This window comes from Hydrogenophaga electricum, from assembly GCF_030160815.1.
Taxonomy (GTDB): Bacteria; Pseudomonadota; Gammaproteobacteria; order Burkholderiales; family Burkholderiaceae_C; genus Hydrogenophaga; species Hydrogenophaga electricum.
Genome location: NZ_BSPB01000027.1, coordinates 24293 through 47296 on the forward strand (window position 1 = coordinate 24293; position 23004 = coordinate 47296).

General features: G+C 69.0%; 22 protein-coding genes and 1 pseudogene. 14 read left to right on the top strand and 9 right to left on the bottom strand.

Annotation, left to right across the window (positions count from 1 at the left end):
• Positions 1-6: 6 nt before the first annotated feature.
• The 7 genes from QQK43_RS15095 (at position 7) to QQK43_RS15125 (ending at position 6629) form a co-directional block, all read left to right on the top strand.
• Positions 7-1671: a thiamine pyrophosphate-binding protein gene (locus QQK43_RS15095; RefSeq protein ID WP_234264241.1), complete on the top strand. Its 1665-nt coding sequence runs from the start codon at positions 7-9 to the stop codon at positions 1669-1671.
• An 84-nt stretch (positions 1672-1755) separates the two neighbouring features.
• Entirely contained in the window at positions 1756-2556 is an 801-nt protein-coding gene (locus tag QQK43_RS15100) for an aspartate dehydrogenase (protein WP_284308386.1), read from the top strand.
• Positions 2557-2566: 10 nt separating this feature from the next.
• Positions 2567-4039: an aldehyde dehydrogenase gene (locus QQK43_RS15105; RefSeq protein ID WP_284308387.1), complete on the top strand. Its 1473-nt coding sequence runs from the start codon at positions 2567-2569 to the stop codon at positions 4037-4039.
• A gap of 13 nt (positions 4040-4052) precedes the next feature.
• A complete protein-coding gene (locus tag QQK43_RS15110) occupies positions 4053-5048 on the top strand; it encodes a Bug family tripartite tricarboxylate transporter substrate binding protein (protein WP_284308388.1) in 996 nt (331 codons plus the stop codon).
• A 5-nt stretch (positions 5049-5053) separates the two neighbouring features.
• Complete coding sequence (locus tag QQK43_RS15115) at positions 5054-5383, top strand: hypothetical protein (RefSeq protein ID WP_234264245.1); 330 nt, start codon at positions 5054-5056, stop codon at positions 5381-5383.
• Positions 5383-5805, top strand: a complete 423-nt coding sequence (locus tag QQK43_RS15120) for a RidA family protein (protein ID WP_284308389.1) — start codon at positions 5383-5385, stop codon at positions 5803-5805. The genes QQK43_RS15115 and QQK43_RS15120 overlap by 1 nt, the downstream gene beginning before the upstream one ends.
• A 41-nt stretch (positions 5806-5846) precedes the next feature.
• The gene (locus QQK43_RS15125; protein ID WP_284308390.1) at positions 5847-6629 is read left to right on the top strand and encodes an SDR family oxidoreductase; all 783 of its coding nucleotides are present in this window, start codon (positions 5847-5849) and stop codon (positions 6627-6629) included.
• Here QQK43_RS15125 and QQK43_RS15130 read toward each other — a convergent pair.
• Complete coding sequence (locus tag QQK43_RS15130) at positions 6584-7612, bottom strand: AraC family transcriptional regulator (protein WP_284308391.1); 1029 nt, start codon at positions 7610-7612, stop codon at positions 6584-6586. The genes QQK43_RS15125 and QQK43_RS15130 overlap by 46 nt on opposite strands.
• 123 nt (positions 7613-7735) lie before the next feature.
• Here QQK43_RS15130 and QQK43_RS15135 point away from each other — a divergent pair, with 123 nt between their 5' ends.
• Positions 7736-8869, top strand: coding sequence for an FAD-dependent monooxygenase (locus tag QQK43_RS15135; protein ID WP_284308392.1), 1134 nt, complete (start codon positions 7736-7738; stop codon positions 8867-8869).
• A gap of 77 nt (positions 8870-8946) precedes the next feature.
• Here QQK43_RS15135 and QQK43_RS15140 read toward each other — a convergent pair whose 3' ends face one another.
• From QQK43_RS15140 to QQK43_RS15160, 5 genes are read right to left on the bottom strand one after another with little or no spacing between them, the layout of a single operon-like run.
• Complete coding sequence (locus QQK43_RS15140; protein WP_284308393.1) at positions 8947-9912, bottom strand: PDR/VanB family oxidoreductase; 966 nt, start codon at positions 9910-9912, stop codon at positions 8947-8949.
• 33 nt (positions 9913-9945) lie between these two features.
• Positions 9946-10974 (bottom strand): Rieske 2Fe-2S domain-containing protein, encoded by a 1029-nt coding sequence (locus QQK43_RS15145; RefSeq protein ID WP_234264251.1) that lies wholly within the window; start codon positions 10972-10974, stop codon positions 9946-9948.
• 29 nt (positions 10975-11003) lie between these two features.
• Positions 11004-11228 (bottom strand): recombinase-like helix-turn-helix domain-containing protein, encoded by a 225-nt coding sequence (locus QQK43_RS15150; protein ID WP_234264252.1) that lies wholly within the window; start codon positions 11226-11228, stop codon positions 11004-11006.
• A gap of 41 nt (positions 11229-11269) precedes the next feature.
• Entirely contained in the window at positions 11270-12235 is a 966-nt protein-coding gene (locus tag QQK43_RS15155) for a VOC family protein (protein WP_284308395.1), read from the bottom strand.
• Positions 12236-12269: 34 nt separating this feature from the next.
• Complete coding sequence (locus QQK43_RS15160) at positions 12270-12749, bottom strand: cupin domain-containing protein (RefSeq protein WP_284308406.1); 480 nt, start codon at positions 12747-12749, stop codon at positions 12270-12272.
• Between the two features lie 292 nt (positions 12750-13041).
• Here QQK43_RS15160 and QQK43_RS15165 point away from each other — a divergent pair.
• A pseudogene (locus tag QQK43_RS15165) lies at positions 13042-13716 on the top strand (response regulator).
• Positions 13717-13771: 55 nt separating this feature from the next.
• Positions 13772-15211, top strand: a complete 1440-nt coding sequence (locus QQK43_RS15170) for a sensor histidine kinase (protein ID WP_284308396.1) — start codon at positions 13772-13774, stop codon at positions 15209-15211.
• Positions 15212-15229: 18 nt separating this feature from the next.
• On the opposite strand, the gene QQK43_RS15175 is transcribed toward QQK43_RS15170, so the two are convergent.
• Positions 15230-15664 carry a MarR family winged helix-turn-helix transcriptional regulator gene (locus tag QQK43_RS15175; RefSeq protein WP_234264256.1) on the bottom strand — a complete coding sequence of 145 codons (435 nt, stop codon included), beginning with the start codon at positions 15662-15664 and terminating at the stop codon, positions 15230-15232.
• Between the two features lie 60 nt (positions 15665-15724).
• Between QQK43_RS15175 and QQK43_RS15180 the strand changes: the two genes are divergently transcribed.
• Complete coding sequence (locus tag QQK43_RS15180; protein WP_284308397.1) at positions 15725-16462, top strand: siderophore-interacting protein; 738 nt, start codon at positions 15725-15727, stop codon at positions 16460-16462.
• A 68-nt stretch (positions 16463-16530) separates the two neighbouring features.
• Here QQK43_RS15180 and QQK43_RS15185 read toward each other — a convergent pair whose 3' ends face one another.
• Positions 16531-17175: a glutathione S-transferase family protein gene (locus tag QQK43_RS15185; protein WP_234264258.1), complete on the bottom strand. Its 645-nt coding sequence runs from the start codon at positions 17173-17175 to the stop codon at positions 16531-16533.
• Positions 17176-17214: 39 nt separating this feature from the next.
• Positions 17215-20148 carry a DNA topoisomerase III gene (locus QQK43_RS15190; RefSeq protein WP_234264259.1) on the bottom strand — a complete coding sequence of 978 codons (2934 nt, stop codon included), beginning with the start codon at positions 20146-20148 and terminating at the stop codon, positions 17215-17217.
• 117 nt (positions 20149-20265) lie between these two features.
• Here QQK43_RS15190 and QQK43_RS15195 point away from each other — a divergent pair, with 117 nt between their 5' ends.
• The 3 genes from QQK43_RS15195 to QQK43_RS15205 all read left to right on the top strand — a co-directional run bounded on the left by QQK43_RS15195 (position 20266) and on the right by QQK43_RS15205 (position 22590).
• Complete coding sequence (locus QQK43_RS15195; protein ID WP_284308400.1) at positions 20266-20793, top strand: SET domain-containing protein; 528 nt, start codon at positions 20266-20268, stop codon at positions 20791-20793.
• 295 nt (positions 20794-21088) lie between these two features.
• A complete protein-coding gene (locus tag QQK43_RS15200; RefSeq protein WP_284308402.1) occupies positions 21089-21901 on the top strand; it encodes a biotin--[acetyl-CoA-carboxylase] ligase in 813 nt (270 codons plus the stop codon).
• A 2-nt stretch (positions 21902-21903) separates the two neighbouring features.
• Entirely contained in the window at positions 21904-22590 is a 687-nt protein-coding gene (locus QQK43_RS15205; protein WP_284308403.1) for an SPOR domain-containing protein, read from the top strand.
• Positions 22591-23004: the final 414 nt, after the last annotated feature.

The following is a 23004-nucleotide window of genomic DNA, read 5'->3' on the forward strand; positions in this document are numbered from 1 at the left end:
CACACCATGAGCCCAACCCCCATCCGCATCACTGTCGGCGAACTGGTCGCCCGCTTCCTGGAAGCCTGCGGCGTCCAAGCCGCCTTCGGGGTGATCTCGATCCACAACATGCCGATCCTGGACGCCTTCCACCGGCGCCAGCAACTGCGTTTCGTCTCCGCCCGCGGCGAGGCCGGTGCCTGCAACATGGCCGATGCCTACGCCCGCGTCAGCGGCACGCTGGGCGTGTGCGTGACCAGCACCGGCACGGGTTGCGGCAACGCCGCCGGCGCCATGGTCGAAGCCATCACGGCCGGCACGCCGCTGCTGCACCTGACGGGCCAGATCGAGTCGCCCTTCCTGGACCGCGACCTGGGCTACATCCACGAGCACCCGGCCCAGCTGGCCATGCTCAAGTCGGTCGGCAAGGACGCCTTCCGCATCCGCAACCCCGAGACCGCCCTGGCCACGCTGCGCGAGGCCGTGCGCCTGGCCTTCACACCGCCCTGCGGCCCGGTGTCGATCGAGATCCCGATCGACGTGCAGAAGATGGAGATGGACCTGCCGGCCGACCTGGCGCCGCTGGCGGTGCCGCCTGTGCAGCCCGACCTGGCCGCCGTCGACGTGCTGGCCGAACGCCTGCTGAAAGCCCAGCGTCCCCTGCTGTGGCTGGGCGGCGGCGCACGCGGCGCGGTGGCCGCCGTGGACCGCTTCGTGAAGATGGGCTTTGCCATCGTCACCTCGGTGCAGGGCCGTGGCATCGTGGCCGAAGACCACCCGCAGACCCTGGGCTCGTACAACCTGCAGAAGCCCAGCGAACAGTTCTACGAAACCGTCGACGCCATGCTGGCCGTGGGCACGCGCCTGCGCAGCAACGAAACGCTGAACTACCGCCTCAAGCTGCCCGCGACGCGCTACCGCATCGACGCCAACGCCCTGGCCGACGGCCGCGGCTACACGAACGAATTCTTCCTCAGCGGTGACGCCCAACTCACGCTGGACGCGCTGGCCGACCGCCTGGAAGGCCGCATGAAGATCGACCCGCAGCTCACGCGCGACGTGCAAAGCGCCCGCGCCGAATCGGCCACGCTGGTGGACGGCACGCTGGGCCCCTACGTCAAGCTCAAAAACACGCTGGCCGAAGTCGCCGGCAAGCACATCTGGTGGGTGCGCGACATCACGCTGTCCAACAGCATGTGGGGCAACCGCGCCCCGGTGCTGGACCACCCGCGCGCCGGCGTGCACGCCCTGGGCGGCGGCATCGGCCAGGGCCTGGCCATGGGCGTGGGCGCAGCCATCGCCAACACCGAACACGGCCTGGGCCGCAAGACGCTTTCGCTCTGCGGCGACGGCGGCTTCATGCTCAACGTGGGTGAACTCGCCTGCGCCGCGCAGGAGCAGGCCGACGTGGTCTTCATCGTGATGAACGACCAGCGTTATGGCGTCATCAAGAACATCCAGGACGACATCTACGGCAGCCGCCACGCCTATGTGGAACTGCACACGCCCGACTTCGCGCAACTGTGCGCGAGCCTGAAGGTCAAGCACCTGGCACTGGCCGATCCGGCCCACAGCAAGGCCGTACTGACCGAAGCGCTGGCCGCCAGCGGCCCGGTCGTGGTCGAGGTGGACATGGCCGCCTGGGGACCGTTCGCGGCCAAGTTCGCTGGCCCGCCGAAGAAGAAGGACTGACCCGATGCGCCCCCCCGCCCCTCACGCCGCGTTCCGGCGGCCCGCCGAGCGCGCCCGCCCCGGCTTCCCGGCAGGAGACCGCCCATGACCCAGAACGTCACCCTGATCGGCTTCGGCGCCATCGGCCGCACGCTGCTCCAGCGCTCGGCCGGCCAGCCCGGCCTGCGCATCACCCATGTGGTGGTGCCCGAGGCCCACGCGGCCGCTGCGCAGGCGAACGCCGCAGCGCTGCAAGCCGATATCGCCATCGTTTCGGCCGTGCCGCACGACACCGATCTGGTGGTCGAGTGCGCGGGCCACGAAGCCCTGACCGAACACGTGGTGCCGGCGCTGCTGCGCGGCACCGAGTGCGCCGTGCTCTCCATCGGTGCGCTGTCCGAACCCGGCCTGCCTGAGCAGTTGGCCGATGCCGCCGCCCAGGGCGGCACGCAGGTGCACCTGCTTTCGGGCGCCATCGGCGGCGTGGACGCGATCGCCGCCGCCCGCATCGCGGGCCTGGACGCCGTGACCTACACCGGCCGCAAGCCCCCCAGCGGCTGGCGCGGCACGCCCGCCGAAGCGCTGGCCGACCTGGGCTCACTCACCGAGCCGACCGTGATCCTGGAAGACACCGCCCGCGAAGCGGCCCGCCTGTACCCGAAAAACGCCAACGTGGCGGCCACCATCTCGCTGGCCGGCCTGGGACTGGACGCCACGCGCGTGCGCCTGATCGCCGACCCGACCGTGACCGAAAACATCCACGAGATCGAGGTGCGGGGCGCCTTCGGCGAGATGCGCATCACCATGCGCGGCAAGCCCCTGCCCGACAACCCCAAGACCTCGGCCCTGACCGTGTTGTCGGCGCTGCGCTTCCTGCACAACCGCACCGCCACCGTCACCATCTGAGACCCCGGCCATGACCGAAAAACTGCACAGCTTCATCGCCGGCCAGTGGCGCGACGCTTCCGGCCCCGAATACACCACCGAATACCCGCACGACGGCAGCACCGTGGCGCGTCTGAACGCAGCCAACGCGGCCGACGTCGACGAGGCGGTGCAAGCGGCCGAGAAAGCCCGCCAGCAACCCGCCTGGGCCCAACTGAAGCACCACGAGCGCGCCGGCATGCTCTACCGCATCGCCACCGGCATCCGCGAGCGCGCGGAAGAGCTGGCCCAGCTGCAGCGCCTGGACAACGGCAAACCCATCAAGGAATGCCGCGCCCTGGTGGCCAGCGCCGCCGGCACCTTCCAGTTCTTCGGCGCCGCCGCCGAAACCTGGGAAGACACCATCACGCCCTCGCGCGGCGACTACGTGAGCATGAGCGTCCACGAGCCGCTGGGCGTCGTGGGCGCGATCACGCCGTGGAACAGCCCCATCGCCAGCGAGGCGCAGAAGCTCGCACCGGCCCTGGCCGCCGGCTGCGCCATGGTGTTCAAGCCGGCCGAGATCACGCCGCGCATGGCGCTGGAACTGGCCAAGATCTGCCAGCAGGCCGGTGTGCCCGACGGCATCGTGAGCGTGCTGCCCGGCAAGGGCTCCATCGTCGGTGACGCGCTGGTCAAGCACCCGCTGATCAAGCGCATCGCCTTCACCGGCGGCACCACCGTGGGCATGGGCATACAGCGCCTGGCGGCCGAGAAACTGATGCCGACCTCGCTGGAGCTGGGCGGCAAGTCGCCCACCATCGTGATGCCCGACGCCGACCTCGACCACGCCGTGGCCGGCGTGCTCTACGGCATCTTCAGTTCCTCGGGCGAATCGTGCATCGCCGGCTCGCGCGCCTTCGTGCACGAGAGCGTCTACAACGCGTTCAAGGCCCGCCTGATCGAAGGCGCCCGCCAGCTGCGCGTGGGCGACCCTTCGCGCGAAGACACCCAGATGGGCCCGCTGGTCAACCTGGGCCACCGCGCCTCGGTCGAGAAGTACGTGCAGATGGGCCGCGACGAAGGCGGCACCGTGCTGTGTGGCGGCGAGCGCCCCACCGGCGGCTACTACGACGGCGGCAGCTACTACCTGCCCACCATCTTCGAAGGCCTGCCCAACAGCGCACGCATGTGCCAGGAAGAAATCTTCGGCCCGGTGCTGGCCCTGCTGCCCTGGAAGAACGAGGCCGACCTGATCGCCCAGTGCAACAACAATATGTTCGGCCTGGCCTCGGGCATCTGGACGCGCGACTTCAAGAACGCGTGGCGCATCGGCAAGGCCCTGCAGACCGGCACCGTCTGGGTCAACACCTACAAGGTTTTCTCCATCAGCACGCCGTTCAGCGGCGTGAAGATGAGCGGCTATGGCCAGGAAAAGGGCCGCCTCGGCATCCTGGAATACACCAGCCAGAAAAGTTTCTATTTCGGCCTGAACGAACAGCCCAACCCCTGGGCCTTCTCCTGAGGACATCACCACCATGCTTTCCCGCCGCCAACTGACCCGTTCCGCCCTGGCCTGTGCCGCCCTGCTGGCCGCCACCGCCCCGCTGCACGCCCAGACCGCGATCGACAAGGCCTTGTCGTCCGAGAAGTTCACCCTGGTCGCCCCGTTCCCGCCCGGTGGCCCGATCGACACGCTGGCGCGTGTGCTGGCCGAGGGCCTGGCCAAGAAGTACGGCCAGGTGGGCGTGGTCGACAACGCGCCGGGTGCCGCGGGCAACATCGGCATGGACAAGGTCCGCCGCGCCAAGCCCGACGGTCACACCATGCTGGTCATCCCCGCGGGCAACCTGACCATCAACCCGACGCTGATGCCCAAGTTCCCCTTCAGCATCGAGAAGGACTTCACCGCCGTCACCATGCTGGCCACCACGCCCAACGTGCTGGTCGCCAACCCGGCCACCGGGCTCAAGACCCTGCCGGACCTGATCAAGACCGCCAAGGCCAAGCCCGACAGCCTGAGCTACGGCTCGCCCGGCATCGGCAGCGGCCTGCATCTGGCCGGCGAGCTGTTCAAGTCGCAGGCCAACGTGGACATCCTGCACGTCGCCTACAAGGGCACCGCGCCCGCGCTCAACGACGTGCTGGGCGGCACCATTCCGCTGATGTTCAGCAACCTGCCCGCCGTGCTGCCGCACCTGCAAAGCGGCAAGCTGGTGGCCCTGGGCGTCACCGATGCCAAGCGCTCGCCCTCGGTGCCCGACATTCCCACCTTCACCGAGCAGGGCGTGCCTGGCGTCGAGATCCCGTCCTGGTACAGCCTGCTGGCGCCGGCGGGCATGTCCGCCGAACTGGCCGAACAGCTCGCCCGCGATGCGCAGGACATCCTGGCGCAGCCAGACGTGGCCGAGCGCCTGAAGACCCAAGGCCTGGTGCGCTGGGACCTGCGCACCACCGCCTTCACGCGCCACATCCAGGACGAAACCGCCCGCTGGGCCAAGGTCATCGCCGCGCGCGGCATCAAGATGGAATGAGCGGCATGAGCGATGCGCCCAACCCCCACGTGCTGCTGACCATCGTGCTCAAGCACCACCCGGGCCTGACGCTCGACGACGTGCAGTCCAAACTCAAGGCCAGCGAATGGTGGGACCGCTTTCCGGTCGAGGGCACGCGCGTGGTCTCGTGGACGGTGGCCATGGGCCTGGGCCAGATCGTGACGCTGGAGGTCCCGCCCCACCTGCTGGGCCGGGTCAACCTGGAGCTGGAGCGTTCGGCCTGGGGCGTGTTCAGCACCGAGGTCTACCCGACCTACGACTTCGTGCCGGTGCGCGAACGCATCATCGAGCGCGTGCGCGCCGGAGGCCAGTGATGAGCACCCGGGCCGAGAAGATCGAGAGCCCGCAGGTGCCCGACCTGCCGCACGCGAGCTGGACCAACGGCTGGCGCATCGGCCACGAGGTGGTGATGTCGGGCATGACCGGCCACCCGGCCACCCGGCAGGCCGCCGAACAGGGCCAGCCGCTGGGCGCCTACGAACAGACGCTGGTGGTGCTGAAAAAGCTCGAAGCGCTGGTGCAGGCCGCCGGTGGCCACAAGCACAACATCGTCAAGACCGTGGTCTACGTGACCGACATCGCCGACAAGGACGAGGTCGGCCGCGCCCGCAAGGACTTCTTCGAGGGCCACTACCCCTGCTCGACGCTGGTGGCGGTGAGCGCCCTCGTGTTCCCCGAACTCCGGGTCGAGATCGACGCCTGGGCCCGGCTGGACGTGGACCTGTGCATGGCATGACCCGCGCGCAGCGGCTCGTGCGGGTAACAAGGAAAACCAAGATGGATCTGGGCATCAAAGGCAAAAAGGCGCTGGTCTGCGGCGCGAGCGCCGGACTGGGCTACGCCTGCGCCGAGGCGCTGGCAGCCGAGGGCGTGCACCTCGTCATCGTGGCGCGCACCGAAGGTCCGCTGCTCCAGGCCGCTGACCGGCTGCGGGGCATCGCCGGCAGCGGCCCGGTCGACACCGTGGCCGCCGACGTGACGACCCCCGAAGGCCGCGCACGCATCTTCGCCGCGCACCCCGACTTCGACATCGTGGTCACCAACGCGGGCGGGCCACCGCCGGGCGATTTCCGGCGCTGGGACCAGGCCACCTGGCACCAGGCCATCGACGCCAACATGCTCGCGCCGATCGAGCTCATCAAGGCCACGGTGGACGGCATGATGGCGCGCGGCTGGGGCCGCATCGTCAACATCACCTCCAGCGCGGTGAAGTCGCCCGTGGACGGCCTGGGCCTGTCCATCGGCGCGCGCAGCGGCCTGACCGGCTTCGTCGCCGGCCTGGCGCGCAGCACCGTCGGCCGCGGCGTGACCATCAACAACCTGCTGCCCGGCACCTTCGACACCGCGCGCCTGGCCGGCAACTTCGCGGCGCAGGCACAGCGCGAAGGCCGCAGCGTGGACGAGGTCAAGGCCGCGCGCCTGGCCAAACACCCGGCCCACCGTTTCGGCGCCCCCGGCGAACTGGGCCACACCTGCGCCTACCTGTGCAGCGCGCACGCGGGCTACATCAACGGTCAGAACCTGCTGCTCGACGGCGGATCGTTCCCGGGCGTGTTCTGAGGCGCCGGCGCGGCCGCATCGACACGCCCCATGGCCGTGCGCCGCGCGCCCTCGCGCCGCGCGTAAAGGGTCGGTGACACACCCGCCCAGCGCCGGAAGGCGCGCGCGAACACCTTGTCGGATTCGTAGCCGGCATCCTGCGCCACCTTGGCCAGCGGCAGCAGCCCGGCCTCCAGCTGTTCGGCCGCCAGCGCCATGCGGTGCGCCGCCAGGTAGGCCATGGGCGTCGTGCCCACCAGGCCGCGAAAGCGGTCGCTGAAGCGCGAGCGGGACATCGCCGCCTCAGCGGCCAGGGCGGCCACCGTCCAGGCGCGCGCCGGTTCGCGGTGCATGGCCGCGATGGCCCGTGCCAGCGCCGGGTCGGCCAGGCCACGCCACCAACCAGCCTCGGTCGGCGCGCGCTGCGCGGTCAGGAAGGCGCGCAGCAGGTTGATCAGCAGCAGCTCGCCCATGCGGCTGGCCGACACGCGCCAGCCGGGCCGCTGGTCCAGCGTCTCCGTCACCAGCGCCTGCATGGTGTCGGCCAGCCCCATGCCCGCCGACAGGGCATCGGCCGGCACGTGCAGCAGCGGCGGCAGGATGCGCAGCACCGAGTGGCGGCAGTAGGCCGAAAACCACAGCAGCGCGCTGAACATGTCGCTGCTTTCGCCCCCGCCGCCGTACTGCAGTTGCAGCGGCGCCTCATCGCGGGCACCGGGCGTGCGCCGCTCCAGCAGCGCGGCAAACGGCAGGGCCGGCACGTCCGGGCCCGAACCCATGACATGCGGCGCCCCCAGCGGCAGCATCACCAGATCGCCCGGCGCGACCCGCTGCGGCGCCTGGCCGGCCACCGCCACCCACCAGGGCGCACCGCGCACCATGCGGATCACGGCGCTGCCGGCCACGCCCTCGGAGCGCAGGCCCCAGGGAGCGGAGAGCTGAAAACGCGCCGTCACCGCGCGTTCGGCGCGGCAGATGGACAACACTTCGCTGAGGACATCCATATCGGGGGTCAAAGGCGGTTGAAGTCTGGACGATGTGTGCCCCATTCGAGCGTCAGAGCGGTTGAGGCCTGGGCGTCGCGCACCAACAATGCAGCTTCCTTCTCATTGTTGCGGAACCATCCCATGAGCACACTGAATATTGGCATCGCCGGCGGCGGTGTGGGCGGCCTCGCAGCGGCCATCGCGCTGCGGCAGCAGGGGCACCACGTCACCGTCTTCGAGCAGGCCCAGGGCTTCTCGCGCGTGGGGGCCGACATCAACCTCACGCCCAACGTGGTTCGCGCCATCGACGGCCTGGGGGCCGGCGCCGCCATCCGCGAACGCGGTGCCCAGCCCACCTTCCGCATCAGCCGCGACTGGGACACCGGCCAGGAGACGTCGCGCCTGGGCATGAGCAACGTCGCCGAAGCCCGGTACGGCGCACCACAGGTCACCATCCACCGCGCCGACATCATCGAGGCGCTGGCCGAACGGTTCCCCATCGAACACATCCGCTTCGGTCAGCGCATCCGGGCGTTGACCCAGGACGGCCAGGGTGTGCACCTGCAGCTGGCGGATGGCACGAGCCCCAGCTTCGACGTGGTGATCGGCGCCGACGGCATCCACTCGCGCGTGCGCACCGCCCTGTTCGGCGAAGAGTCCCCGCGCTTCACCGGCGTGGTCTCGTTCCGGTCGGTGGTGCCGACCGAGCGCGTCCAGCACGTGCCCGAGATCGAGGCCTTCACGAAATGGTGGGGGCCCAACCCGCAGAGCCAGATCGTCACCTTCCCGCTCAACCAGGGCCGGGAAACCTTCATCTTCGCCACCACCGGGCAGGAGAGCTGGACCGAGGAGTCGTGGACCAGCGAAGGCGACGTGAACGAGCTGCGCAGCTTCTACCAAGACTTCCACCCCGACGCCCGCGCGCTGCTCGACGCCTGCGACAGCACGCTCAAGAGCGCGCTGTACGAGCGCGAGCCGCTGCCGTGCTGGTCGGTGGGCACCGTGACGCTGCTGGGCGACGCCTGCCACCCCATGCTGCCCTTCATGGCGCAGGGCGCGGGCATGGCCATCGAAGACGCGGTGGTGCTGGGCCGGGCCCTGGCGGGCGCCGGCTCCCGCGCCGAGGCCGAGCGGGCGCTGCAGACCTATGAAAACGCGCGCAAGGAACGCACCGCGCAGATCCAGATCGGCTCGCGCGGCAACCAGTGGATGAAGACCCAGGGCAACGCCGACTGGGTCTACGGCTACGACGCCTGGCACGTGCCGCTGGCGTAAACGGATGCCCCGCCGGTGCCCCAAAAAAAAGGCATGCCGGGGGGCATGCCTTCGGGCAGTGGACACCGCGCCGGGTCTCAGACGTCGAGCACCAGCCGGCTGCTCTTGCAACCCGAAACGCAGACCATCATCACCTCGTTGCGCGCCTGTTCGGCGGCCGTGAGCACGGAGTCGCGGTGATCGGGCACGCCTTCGAGCACGCGCGTCTCGCAGGAACCGCAGATGCCTTCTTCGCAGCTGAAGGGCACGTCGGCCTTGAGCTCGATCAGGCACTGGTGCAGGGTCTTGTCGGGCGTGACCTCGAAGGTCTGGCCGCTGCGACGCAGCTCCACCGTGAAGCTCTGGCGCGCATCGGCCGACGCGGCCACCTCAACGGCGGCGAAACGCTCGATGTGGGCCTGGGTGTGGCCCAGCCGGGCGGCGGTCTTCTCGAAATTGTCGAGCATGACCGTGGGGCCGCAGGCGTAGTAGTGCTCGGTGGCCGCGGGCGCGCGGCGGCCCAGCAGGGCCTGGAGGTCGGGCGGGCCGCCCTGCTCGTCGTCGAAGTGCCAGGTCACCGGCACGCCCAGGGCCTCGACCTCGGCCACAAAGGCCGCGCTGGCCCGCGAGCGCGCGCAGTACAGGAATTCAAAGCTGCGGCCCAGGGTCTTCAGGCGCTTGCCCATGCACAGCACGGGCGTGATGCCGATGCCGCCGGCCACGAGCACCGAATGGCTCGCGTCTTCGTGCAGCGGAAAGTTGTTGCGCGGCGCGCTGATCGTCAGGCGCGTGCCCACGCGCAACTGCTCGTGCACGCAGCGCGAACCGCCGCGGCTGGCCTTGTCCTTGAGCACGCCGACCACGTAGCGGTGGGATTCACCGCTGTCGTTGAACAGCGAGTAGCTGCGGATCAGGCCGTTGGGCAGGTGCAGGTCGATGTGCGACCCCGCCTCGAAAGCCGGGAAGCTGCCGCCCCCCACCGGTCGCAGCTCGACGCTGATGATGTCGTCGGCTTCGTGCCGCAGTGTGTGGACCCAGGCTTGCAAGGTGGTGGCGGTGCTCATCGGAGGAATCAGGGAATCGTTGAAAGGTGAGGATCAACCCTGTTTGTCCAGCTGCTTGGTGGCCAGGTTGCGCAGATGGCGGCGCAGCCGGACGATGCCCATGTCGTGCTGGTACAGGTGCTCGCGCTTGTTGGCGTCGGGCTCCATATTCTCCACGGCCAGGCGGTCCTGTTCGAGCACGTTCCAGTGGCGCTCTTCCAGGCGGTTCTTGTAGAGGAAGCGCCAGGTGTCGCGCTGCCAGCCGTCCACCTTGCGGCAGCGCCAGTGGAAAACGCCGGCCGCGCGGTTGGTGATGGGCGTGTAGCTGCCGATGATGGTGAAGTTGCCGCCAGGGCCGCCGGTCTTCGGATACGGAATTTCCAGCCGCATGACGTGGATGCCGGTGTCCATCCACTCGGTCCAGTCGAAGTTCACATCGCGCTGGCCCTTCTTTTCGAAGATGAAGCCTTCGGGCAGGTCGCGGATCTGGAAGTCGGCCGTCATGTCGCCTTCGCTCATGGTGTGCGACTGCTTGTGCAGGTAGGCGCCGTGCATCGGGTCCATGACGTTGTCGATCACGTAGCGGTAGTCGCCGGCCCACTCGGTGTAGCACAGGAACGAACTCCACTCGGGCGAGGTCAGTTGCTCGGGCAGGCGCAGCGGCGGCGCTTCGTCCAGCGCCGGGTTGCTGGCGTTGTAGAGAAAGATCGCGCCGTTAGACTCGGCCGTGTGGAAGCTGCGCGTCGGGCGCGAACCTTCGAGCTTGCAGCCCGGGCTGCCCGGCACGCGCATCACGGTGCCGTCGCGGCGCACTTCGACGCCGTGGTACGGGCAGGCGATGCGGTCGCCCAGGATCACGCCCAGCGACAGCGGGGCACCCCGGTGCGGGCAGTGGTCTTCCAGCGCGTGGACCTGGCCGGCCTGGTCGCGCCAGAGCGCAATCTTGTAGCCCAGGCGGCGCAGCGAGATCGGGCTTTCCTTCACGAAGCTGGACGGGCAGACCGGGTACCAGAGGTCTTTGAGCCCGACCTCCAGGGCGGCATCGACGGGATCGAGCTGGACGTTGACGACGGCGGTGTTCATCGGCTTACTCCTGTGGGGTTCGGGCGGACTCAGGCGCCCAGGCGGGCCATTTCCTGCTGGTAGGTGGTTTCGGTCCAGGGCTGGCCGTTGGGGCCGGCGGGGCCGGCCTGGTTCAGGTAGGCCACCAGGCCGGCCAGGTCGTGAATGCCCTGAGCGAAGGCGCGCTCGATCGAGTCGCCCAGCAGACTCTCGTAGGAGGTGGGCGGCGCGGTGCGGGTCTGGTGCGTTTCGTTGTAAAGCTCCGGGGTGCGCATGGGGTCTCTCCGTGGGGAACAGAAACGGGTGGCGGGAAGAATCAGCTCTTGGGCTTGTCGGTCATGAAGCGGCCACTGGGCGCCTCGGCGTTCACCTGGCGGCGCGTGTGGCCGTCGATGCCGCCCTTGATGGCCCATTCGGCGAACACGGTGGGGCCGGGCGTGAATTCGCGCGGCACCCATTCGGCGGTCAGCTCGTCTTCGTCGGTGTAGTACTCGACCAGCGCGCCCGCCGGGTTTTCGATGTACCAGAACATGGCCGACGAGATCGGGTGGCGACCCGGGCCGAGTTCGGTTTTCCAGCCCTGGCGCGACATGTGCAGCCCTCCGCCGACGACCTCGTGCAGGTCGCGCACGGTGAAGGCCACGTGGTTCAAGCCCTTGCGCGGTTCCGGCGGCTGCAGCAGGAACAGGTCGTGGTGGCCGCCTTCGGGCGCGCAGCGCATGAAAGCGCCACGGCCGGGATAGCGGTCGGACATCACAAAGCCCAGGCGCTCTTCGTAGAAGCCGGCGGTGGCCGCCAGGTCGGTCACGAAGAAGACCACGTGGCCCACTTCCACCGGCGTGGCCCGGTCGTAGGCCGGCGCGCGCTGGTTGATGCGGCGCCGCTCGCTCCAGGTGTTGGTCACGGCCGAGGTCAGCGCCACCGGGCGCTTGCGTGTGACCTGCACGCGCACGGCCAGGCCGTTGGGGTCGGTGCAGCCGATGCGCTCGCCGTCGTCGACATAACCGGGCTGGTCCTGCAGCCGGGTGCGCAGGGCGTCCAGCTCGGCGGTCGTGCCCACCGACCAGACCACCTCGCGCAGCGTCGGGTCCGCCTCGACGCCGGGCGGCACGTCGGCCGCGTCGCTGTGGGCCACCACCACGCGGCAGCCGTTGAGGCATTCAAACACCCGGCGCTGCGGCGCTTCGTCCACCAGGGTCAGCCCCCAGTCGGCAAAGAAGCGGCTGCAGGTGTCCAGATCCTGCGCGCCGTAGGTGATTTCGTCGATACCCTGGATGCTCATGTCGGAAGGTCCTGTGAAACCGGCATTGGAATGCTCAACGCTTGACCTTCGCCAGCGGATGGTCAGGCGGGTAGGTCGGCGTGACCGGCTTGGGATTGCCCACGATGACACACATCAGCGCCTCTTCGTCGCCGATGTTGACCACCCCCCGGTACACGCCCACCGGCCAGGAGATCAGGTCGCGTTCGCCCGCTTCCATCTCCCAGGTTTCGCCGTTCAGTTCGGCGATCAGCTTCACGCGGCCGCGCAGAACGAAGAAGACCTCTTCCACATCGGTGTGGATGTGCAGCGGCCCCTCAGCACCGGCCGGCAGGATCATGGTCGAGAAGGTGAAATGCTCGGCCTGCACCGTGTTGGCATCGTTGGCCACCCCGGTGGCACCGGTGCCCACGTAGCGCATCTGGGCGCGCCGGTACTTGGGGTCGAGGTCGGCCTGGAACTTCAGCGCCTCCCAGTCGTAGCGGCGCGTGGCCCGTGTGGCCACGCGGCTTTGCATCCACTGCGCCAGGTCCATGCCGGCGGGGGGTTGGTAGGAAGGGGACTCGGTGACGACGGCAACCATGTTGACCTCCGGTTGTTTTATATACAAAACAATGTTTCTTTATTAAAACGCTTGCATCGTAATCCCCGAGCCGTCAGAGGGTCAAGCCAAATCCGAGTGATTTACTGAGAAAGCTTGCCGCCACCCACGGGTTTGTCCGCCGCTGCGGCCCCCCTGGGCGCCGCCTAAAATGGCTGCACAGGCACGCCCGCGGCCCGCCAGGACCGGCGCGGCAGCCATTGCCACAGCAAGGAGGAGACTGCGCATGCGCATCCTGATAGCCGAAGACGACCAGGTGCTCGCGGACGGGCTGTTGCGCAGTCTGCGCGCCGCCGGTGCCGCCGTCGATCACGTGGCCAGTGGCAGCGAGGCCGATGCGGCCCTCATGACCAACAACGAGTTCGATCTGCTGATCCTCGACCTGGGCCTGCCGCGCCTGCACGGTCTGGAGGTGCTCAAGCGCCTGCGCTCGCGCGGCTCCACCATGCCGGTGCTCATCCTCACGGCGGCCGACGCCATCGAGGAGCGCGTCAAGGGCCTGGACCTGGGCGCCGACGACTACATGGCCAAGCCGTTTTCGCTGCAGGAACTCGAAGCGCGCGTGCGCGCCCTCACGCGCCGCGGCATGGGCGGGGCCAGCTCCACCATCAAGCACGGCCCGCTGGTCTACGACCAGGCCGGCCGGGTGGCCACCATCGACGGCAAGATGGTCGAACTCTCGGCGCGCGAGCTCGGCCTGCTCGAAGTGCTGCTGCAGCGCGCCGGCCGCCTCGTCAGCAAGGACCAGCTCGTCGAACGCCTGTGCGAATGGGGCTAAGAGGTGAGCAACAACGCCATCGAGGTCTACATCCACCGCCTGCGCAAGAAGATCGAAAAAGGCCCGATCCGCATCGCCACCGTGCGCGGCCTCGGCTATTGCCTTGAAAAGATCCCCGGCTGAACCGGGCGGAGGCAGCGCCCCGCCCTCGAGCGCATCGGGCGAGCGTCTCGGCCCGATGTCTTTCGGTCTTTTCCAGCGCGAACAGCGCAGCCTCTTCGGCGAGATCCTCGACTGGATGCTCACGCCTCTGCTGCTGCTGTGGCCCCTGTCGCTGGCGCTGACCTGGTTCGTCGCGCAAGGCATTGCCAGCAAACCGTTTGACCGCGCCCTCGAATTCAACCTCCAGGCCCTGACCCAGTTCGTGGTGGTCAACAGCGGGCGCGTGCACTTCGACCTCACGCCGCAGGCGCGCGACCTGCTACGCGCCGACGACAGCGACATCGTCTATTACCAGGTGCTCGACCCGCGCGGCGACGTGATCAGCGGTGAAGGCGACTTTCCGCTGCCGGCGGACAACGAGTCGCCCGTGCCCGGACGCGTGATGCTGCGCGACGACGTGGTGCGCGGCGACGATGTGCGCGTGGCCTACGCCTGGCTCGCACGGGGCACCGAGCCCGGCCGGCTGGTGCTGATGCAGGTGGCCGAAACCAAGGGCAAACGCTCCACGCTCGCCACCGAAATCATCAAGGGCGTGATGGTGCCGCAGTTCGTCATCCTGCCGCTGGCGGTGCTGCTGGTGTGGATGGCGCTGGTGCGCGGCATCCGCCCGCTCAACGATCTCGAACAGAAGATCCGTGCCCGCAAGCCCGACGACCTCAGCCCGATCGAAGAGGCCTTCATTCCGCAGGAAGTGGCCCCGCTGGTCTCGTCCATCAACGACCTGCTGGCGCGGCTGAAGGCGTCGCTGACGACCCAGCGGCGATTTCTGGCCGACGCGGCCCACCAGCTCAAGACGCCGCTGGCCGGCCTGCGCATGCAGGCCGAGCTGGCGCAGCGCGAGACCGACCCGAAGGAGATCCGCGGTTCCCTGCAGCAGATCGCCCGCTCCAGCACCCGCGCCACCCACACGGTCAACCAGTTGCTGGCGCTGGCCCGCGCCGAAACCACGGGCCGCGCGCTGCCCTCGGCCCGCATCGACCTGGCCCGGCTGGTGACAGAGGTGGTGCAGGACTCGGTGCCCCGCGCGCTGGAACACGGTATCGACCTGGGCTACGAAGGGCCGGACGCCATTCCCGAGAGCGCGCTGATCGACGGCAACCCGACCCTGCTGCAGGAAATGACGCGCAACGTGGTCGACAACGCCATCCACTACAGCGGCGCCGGTGGCGTGGTGACGGTGCGCGTGCTGCTCGACCGCTTCAGCGGCGTGCAGGTGCTCCAGGTCGAGGACGATGGCCCGGGCATTCCCGAAAACGAACGTGCCTTCGTGCTGCAGCCTTTCTACCGCGCGCTGGGCACCAACGTCGACGGCTCCGGCCTCGGGCTGGCGATCGTGCACGAGATCGCCCAGCAGCACAACGCCGTGATCGCCATGGAAGATGCGCACCCCGACGCGGCGCGCCGCGGCCTGCGGGTGTCGATCCGTTTCGTCCCGCGCCGGCCCGCCGGCGAGTGAGCCCGCTGCCGGGCGCCGTCAGGGCCGCAGTTGCCGGTTCATCCGCTCCAGCAGATCGGCCAGTTGCACGCGCTCTGCGGCACTCAGCGGCGCGACCGCCTGCTGCGCCACCTGACGCCGGATTGCGCCGACGCGCTGGTGGATGTCCAGCGCCGCAGCCGTGGGGTACAGCCGGGAGACCCGCCGGTCCGCCTCGTCCGGGCGGCTCTCCAGCAGCCCAAGATCGCGCAGGCTGCCCACCAGCCGGGCGAGCTGCCCCTTGTCCCGTCCCGCGTGCGCCACCAGGTCGCTGAGCGTGCTGCCCGGTTGCCGAACAAAGAACGCCAGCGCCCGCCCCTCCATCGGCCCCAGGGTGTGGCCCGCGCCGACCATGAGCTGGCGCATGCGGGAACGCGCCAGATGCATCAGCTCGTGCACGGCGTCCAGCACCGGTTCTTCGTGGGCAGGTTTCATGGTGGTTGACTTTATCAATTATTTGATCGATGATCTGATTGACATTATCAACCAATTGCCATGAATCCCCATCCTGTTACCCCCTCTTCTCCGGTCCAGCGCGTGCGCCACGACATCGTGCGCCGGGACCTGCGGATCGAACGCATCGACACCCCCAGCCCCGGTTTCCGCGCCATCACCTTCACCGGCCCCACGTTGGGGGGCCTGGTGTCGATGTCGTTCGACGACCACCTCAAGTTCTTCTTCACCGACGCCCAAGGCCAGGAACAGCGCCGGGACTACACGCCGCGCCGGCACGACCCCGTGCACGGCCGCCTGACGCTGGAGTTCGCGTTGCACGACGGTGGCCTGGCCGCCGAATGGGCCCGCCAGGCCCGCGAAGGTGATGCGGCCACCATTGCCGGCCCACGCGGCTCCCAGATCGTGTCCACCGACCTGGACTGGCACTGGCTCACCGGCGACGCGACCGCGCTGCCCGCCATCGCGCGCCGCCTGGAGGAGCTGCCCGCCGGCTCACCGGTGCGGGCCCTGATCCTGGTCCCGGAACAGGACCAGCGACCACTGGCGCTGCAACCCGGCCAGCAGGTGCAATGGGTGAGCGACCCCGAAGCCTTTGTCCGGGCCCTGCACCACCTGAAGCGACCCGAAGGGGAAGGTTTTGTGTGGTGTGCCGGCGAAGCCGGCCTGATGGCGCGCGCCCGTGAGGTCGTGCTGAACCACCACGCCGTGCCCCGCACCCACACCCGCATTTCCGCCTACTGGAAACAGGGCACCAGCAGCTTCCACGAAGATCTGTGAGGGACTCCCCCCTGCGCGCCTGACGGCGCTTCGAGGGGGGAAGCGCCGTCAGGCGCGCAGGGGGGTGTTCACTGGCTGTACACGTTCAGTTGCAGCCGCTCGCGCTCGATGGCGCGCGCCACCGGTGGCAAGGCGGCCAGGCGCTGGACCAGTGCCCAGCTGGCCGGGAAGTCTTCCGGGTTGATGCCGGCGTAGCCGCCCCAGCGCAGCAGGGTCAGCACATAGGCGTCCAGCGCCGACGGCTTGTCGCCCGTGATCCAGGGCGAGGCCTGGGCGGCCAGGGCCTCGATCTCACCCAGCAGGCCACGGTAAGTGGCCGCTGCGTGGGCGCGAATGGCCTTCTGCGCCTCGTCGTCGTCGGTGAACTTCTGCGGCATGAACACGTGCGTGAAGGTCGGGTGCACGGTGTTGTTCATCCAGGCCAGCGTGGACAGCGCGCGCGTGCGCGCCAGGCCCGAAGCCGGCAGGATGCCCGCCTGCGGAAACTTCGCGTCCAGGTGCAGCAGGATGGCGACGATCTGGGTGATCACTTCGCCGTCGTCCACCAGCACCGGCACCTGGCCGCGCGGGTTCAGCGCCAGGTATTCGGCACTGCGCTGCTCACCCTTGTGCAGCTTGACCATGGTGGGTTCGAACTCGGCACCCGCCAGTTCGAGCATGGCGTGGGGCACGAAGGAACACGCCCCGGGGGCGAAGAAGAGCTTCAGGCTCATGGTGGTTGTCTCCTGGATGAGTGTGAACGGTGAGGAAAATCAGTCGGACAGGTGCTGGCCCACCAGGCCGGCGATCTCGAACATGGTCACCTGGTCCTTGCCGAACACGGGACGCAGCTTGTCGTCGGCGTTGATCCTGCGCTTGTCCTTCGCGTCCTGCAGGCCCTGGGCCTTGATGTAGTCCCACAGCTTCTTGACCACCTCGGGGCGCGACACGGGTTCGCTGCCGATCACGGCGGCCAGGGCGGCACTGGGCCGCTTGCCGGTGGCGGCGGTGGTCTTGCGGGGTGCCTTCGGTGCGGCGGCCTTCTTGGCGGCGACCGCCTTCTTCGCCGGCGCGGCCTTGGCGGCCGGGCGCGCAGCGCCACCGGCCGTCTTGCGGGGCGGGTACTTGCTCTCGCGCGGCTCGAACTCGAAATTGACCTTGCCCGCTTCCTTGTCCCAGGCCAGGAAGGCCTTGAAGCTGCGGCGCGTGCGCATGGACACGAATTTGTCGAGCAGGTCGGTCTTGCCGGTGGCCAGCAACTTGCCCATCTGCTCTGGGCTCACCGGCTGCTGCAGGATGACCTTGCCGCTCTTGAAGGTGCAGCTCGGCGTGGCTTGCTGAACGGTGGGCACGGCCTTGCTGCAGACGTAGTTGGCGCCATGCTCGTAAACCGGCGCGCCGCAGACCGGGCAGGCCCCCAGGCCCGACTGGCCGGCGAAGTCCACCAGCTCGCCGGTTTCGTCGTCGTTCCGGTCGTCGCCGAAGTCGAATTCCAGCTTCCAGTTCTTGTCTTCGTCGCTGTAGGCGAGCGTCATCTCGGCCACGAAGGGCCAACCGGCCTTGGAACGGAAGCCTTCGAGCGGGCCGATGTGCTTGTCGCGCACGAACGCCTCGGCCTCGGCCACTTCAAAGGTGCGGCCGGCCGGCGACTTGGTGAACGAAAAGCCGCAGCCCTCGCTGTGGCCGTCGGCGCCGGTACAGGTGTAGCGGCGGTAGTTCTCCTTGACGATGCCGCCGCAGTTGGGGCAGGGCGCGGTCAGCGTGGCGTAGTTGCCCGGCACCGTGTCGCGGTCGTATTCCTTGGCCTTCTTGACCAGGCGCTCTGTCATGGCCGCGATCTGCGTCATGAAGGCTTCGCGCGAGAGCTTGCCCTGCTCCATCTGCGCCAGCTTGTATTCCCACTCGCCGGTCAGCTCGGGCTTGGACAGCTCTTCGACCTCCAGGCCGCGCAGCAGGGTCATGAGCTGGAAGGCCTTGGCCGTGGGAATCAGCTCGCGCCCTTCGCGCAGCATGTATTTTTCGGTCAGCAGGCCTTCGATGATGGCCGCGCGCGTGGCTGGCGTGCCCAGGCCTTTTTCCTGCATGGCTTCGCGCAGTTCGTCGTCTTCGACGAACTTGCCCGCGCCTTCCATGGCACCCAGCAGCGTGGCTTCCGAATAGCGGGCGGGCGGGCGGGTCTTCAGGCCCTTGGCCTCGACGGACTCGGTGCGCACCGTCTCGCCCTCGCGCACCGGCACCAGGTTCTGGCCCTTGTCGCCGTCCTTGGCACCCTCGACATCTTCCGCGGCTTCCTTGCCGTACACCGCCATCCAGCCCGGCTTGACCAGCACCTTGCCTTCGGTCTTGAAGTGATGGTTCAAGACTTTGGAAATCCGCGTGGTCACCAGGAACTCGGCGCTGGGGAAAAACACCGCGATGAAGCGGCGCACCACCAGGTCGTAGAGCTTCTGTTCGGCTTCCGAGAGGCCGCTGGGTGCCTGCAGCGTGGGGATGATGGCAAAGTGGTCCGACACCTTGCTGTTGTCGAAGATGCGTTTGGTCGGCTTGATGTAGTTGCCGTTGAGCGCCGTCAGCGCGTGCGGCGCCAGGTGCTTCATGCCGCTGTCGGCCAGCATCTCGAAGGTCTGCTTCACCGTGCCCAGGTAGTCCTCGGGCAGGGCGCGCGAGTCGGTCCGGGGGTAGGTCAGCGCCTTGTGGCGTTCGTACAGGCTCTGCGCCAGTTGCAGCGTGGTCTTGGCGGAGAAGCCGAAACGGCCGTTGGCCTCACGCTGCAGGCTGGTCAGGTCGTACAGCAGGCCGCAGGCCTGCGTGGTGGGCTTGCTCTCCTCGGTGACGCTGGCGGCCTTGCCGCGCACGGCCTCGACGATGGCCAGGGCCTCTCGCTGGTCCCACAGGCGGTCGGCGCGCTGATCGGCGTCAGCATCGTCGCCGGTGGGTTTCTTGAACGCCGGGTCGAACCACTTGCCCGGGTACTCGCCGGCCTCGGCCAGGAAACTGGCGTGGATCTCCCAGTAGTCGCGCGCCTTGTGCGCGCGGATCTGCTCCTCGCGCTCGACCACGATGGACAGCGTGGGCGTCTGCACCCGGCCCACGGTGGTCAGGAAGAAACCACCGTCGCGCGAATTGAAGGCCGTCATGGCGCGCGTGCCGTTGATGCCCACCAGCCAGTCGGCCTCGGAGCGGCTGCGCGCCGCGTCGGCCAGGCCGCGCATCTGCTCGTCGCTGCGCAGCTTGTCGAAGCCTTCGCGGATCGCCTGTGGGGTCATCGACTGCAGCCACAGCCGCTGCACCGGCTTGCCCAGGCCGCCCTTGGCGCCGCCGGCGTACTGCTCGATCAGGCGGAAGATCAGCTCCCCCTCGCGCCCCGCGTCACAGGCGTTGATGAGGCGGGCCACGTCCTTGCGCCGCGCCAGCTTGACCACCGCGTTCAGGCGCGACTTGGTCTTGTCGATGGGCTTGAGGTCGAAGAAGGGCGGCAGCACCGGCAGGTGGGCAAAGCTCCACTTGCCGCGCTTGACGTCGAACTGCTCGGGCGCGGCGATCTCCACCAGGTGGCCCACGGCCGAGGTCACCACGTACTGGTCGCTCTCGAAGTGGTCGTCGTGCTTGTCGAACTTGCCCGCCACCGGCGTGAGCGCACGCACGATGTCCTGCGCCACGGAGGGCTTCTCGGCGATCACCAGAGTCTTGCTGCCTTCGGTTTTCATAGAACCGTCTGTTTCGTCTCTACAATTTGAGGTTCACGCGCGTGTACACGCGCACGTGTGGGCAGGCGCACGCACACGCGCGCACCTGCATAAACAACCTTACCAAAATTTCCGGTTGTGAAAAAAAGCCCCCCTTCGAGCCCCGCCACACGCCCCACAGCGCCCGCCACCCCACCGAGCCGGCGCATCCAGACCCGGCGTTCGGGCGTCCATGGCAAGGGGGTCTACGCCGTGGTCGACCTGGCCAAGGGCGAGACCCTGATCGAATACACGGGCGAGATCATTTCCTGGACCGAGGCTTTGCGCCGCCACCCGCACGACCCGAGCGACCCAAACCACACCTTCTATTTCCACATCGACGAAGACCACGTCATCGATGCCAAGTTCGGTGGCAACTCGTCGCGCTGGATCAACCACAGCTGCGACCCGAACTGCGAAGCCGAAGTGGACGGCGGCCGGGTGTTCATCCGGGCGCGCCGCAACATCCGCGCCGGCGAAGAGCTGTTCTACGACTACGGCCTGGTGATCGACGAGCCCTACACCCCCAAGCTCAAGGCGCAATACCCCTGCTGGTGCGGCGCCGCCCAGTGCCGCGGCACGCTGCTGGCCCCCAAGCGGGGCGGACGGGCGACCAAACTGGGATGAAAAAGGCCCCCACGCTCCACCGCTGCGCGGGTCGCTGCCCCCCGAGGGGGCTGGGCCTGCCTTGGGGCGGCCCGGCGGCTGGCCCGGTGCCCCCCACGCTCCACCGTTGCGCGGGTCGCTGCCCCCCGAGGGGGCTGGGCCTGCTTTGGGGCGGCCCGGCGGCTGGCCCGTTGGCCCCTACGCTCCACCGCTGCACGGGTCGCCAACAGCCCCATGCCCGTCATGCCCGCGAAGGCGGGCATCCAGGCCCTGGCGCGCGGACCGGTGCGCGCGCCTGCGTCATTCCCCGCCGCGCATGAACACCGATCTGCTGGCCCACAGCGAAGCGATATGGCAGGCCGTCGAGCCCCTGCTTCCGGGCTTCACGGTGGAAGTGCTGCCCAGCATCGACTCCACCAACACCGAACTCATGCGCCGGGCCCGCGCGGGTGCGCTCGACCCGGTGCTGCTGGTGGCCGAAACACAGACGGCCGGCCGCGGTCGCGTGGGCCGCAGCTGGCACAGCCGGCCCGGCCAGTCGCTGACCTTTTCACTGGCCCTGCCGCTGACGCCCCGGGAATGGTCGGGGCTGTCACTGGCCGTGGGCGTGAGCCTGGCCGAGAGCCTGCATCCCGATGTGCGGCTGAAATGGCCCAACGATCTCTGGCTCGACGGCCGCAAGCTCGGCGGCATCCTGGTCGAGACCGCCAGCCTCGGCCATGGCGGCGGGGCCAGCATGCCACGCGGTGTCGTGATCGGGGCCGGCATCAACCTGGCCCGCCCCGACACCCAGGTGGTGTCGGCCATGGCCGCGGCCACGCCCGGCGCCCCGGCCGCGATGCCGCCAGCCGGTCTGGCCGAAGTCTGGATGGGGGTCACCGCCGGCGAGGCCCTGGCGCGCGTGGCCCCGGCCCTGGTGCGCGACGTGCTGCGCTTCGCCGAAGAGGGGTTCGGCGCCTTCGCACCGGGCTTTGCCCGCCGCGACGCGCTGGCCGGGCGGCCGGTGCGCCTGTCCGACGGCACCGAGGGCACGGCCCGCGGCGTGGACGAGCAAGGCGCCCTGCTGATTCAGACCGCCGCTGGCATGCGGGCCATCACCAGCGCAGAAGTGAGTGTGCGCCCATGCTGAGAATGACCGCCCTCGTGCTGCTGCTGGCCAATGCGCTCTATTTCGCCTGGACCCAGGGCTGGCTCGGCCCCCTGGGGCTCGCGCCGGTGGTGCAGAGCGAGCCCGAGCGGCTGCAGCAGCAGGTCCGGCCCGAAGCGGTGGAGCTGCTCAATGGTCCTCCGCCCAACCTGCCTGCAACGGCGGCCACCAACGACGCCGCCATGGCATCGCCGAACGCCGGTGCGCTGCCGCCCGAGCCCACGGTGTGCATGCGCGCCCAGGGGTTCACCCCCGAACAGGCCGGCACGCTGCGCGAAGCGCTGGAGCACAACGCCACGCTCACCGGCGCCTGGGATCTGGCCGAGGTTCGCGCCGGCGGTCGCTGGATCGTCTACATGGGCCGGCTCAACGACGACCAGATGCAACGCAAGAAGGCCGAGCTGCGCGAGCTCAAGGTGGACTTCCGCGAAGTGTCCACCGCCGGCCTCGCGCCGGGGCTGGCACTGGGCACCTACAGCGCCGAAGCCTCGGCCGAACAAGGCCTGGCGGATGTCCAGCGCAAGGGCGTGCGCACCGCCCGCGTCGCGCAGGAACGCCCCGAAAGCGCCCAGTTCGTGCTGCGCCTGCCCCAGAGCACGGCCGAACAGCGCGCGGCCATCGCCGCCCTGGGGTCCGCGATGGCCGGCAAACTGCTGCAATCCTGTGAGTAGGGGGAACACCCCCCTGCGCCGCTGACGCGGCTTCCCCCCTCTGTGGCGCGGCTGCGCCGCTTCGAGGGGGGACGGCGTCTGGGGCCGGCGAAGCCGGACCCTCGACGCCCGGCGCAGGGGACACAGCGCGCCGGAGCATCTGGGTTTGCGGCGGGCCGCTCAGCCCGGAAATGGTCGACGCGAAATGCCTTCAAGCGCCGCAGGCACCGTGGAACCGGCTTAGCCGGGCCACAGGTGCCGTCCCCCCTCGAAGCGGCGCAGCCGCGCCACAGAGGGGGGAAGCCGCGTCAGCGGCGCAGGGGGGTGTGCCTTACTTCGCGACGACCCGCACCATCTCCAGGCACTTGTTCGAGTAACCCCACTCGTTGTCGTACCAGCTCACGACCTTCACGAAGGTCTTGTCCAGTGCGATGC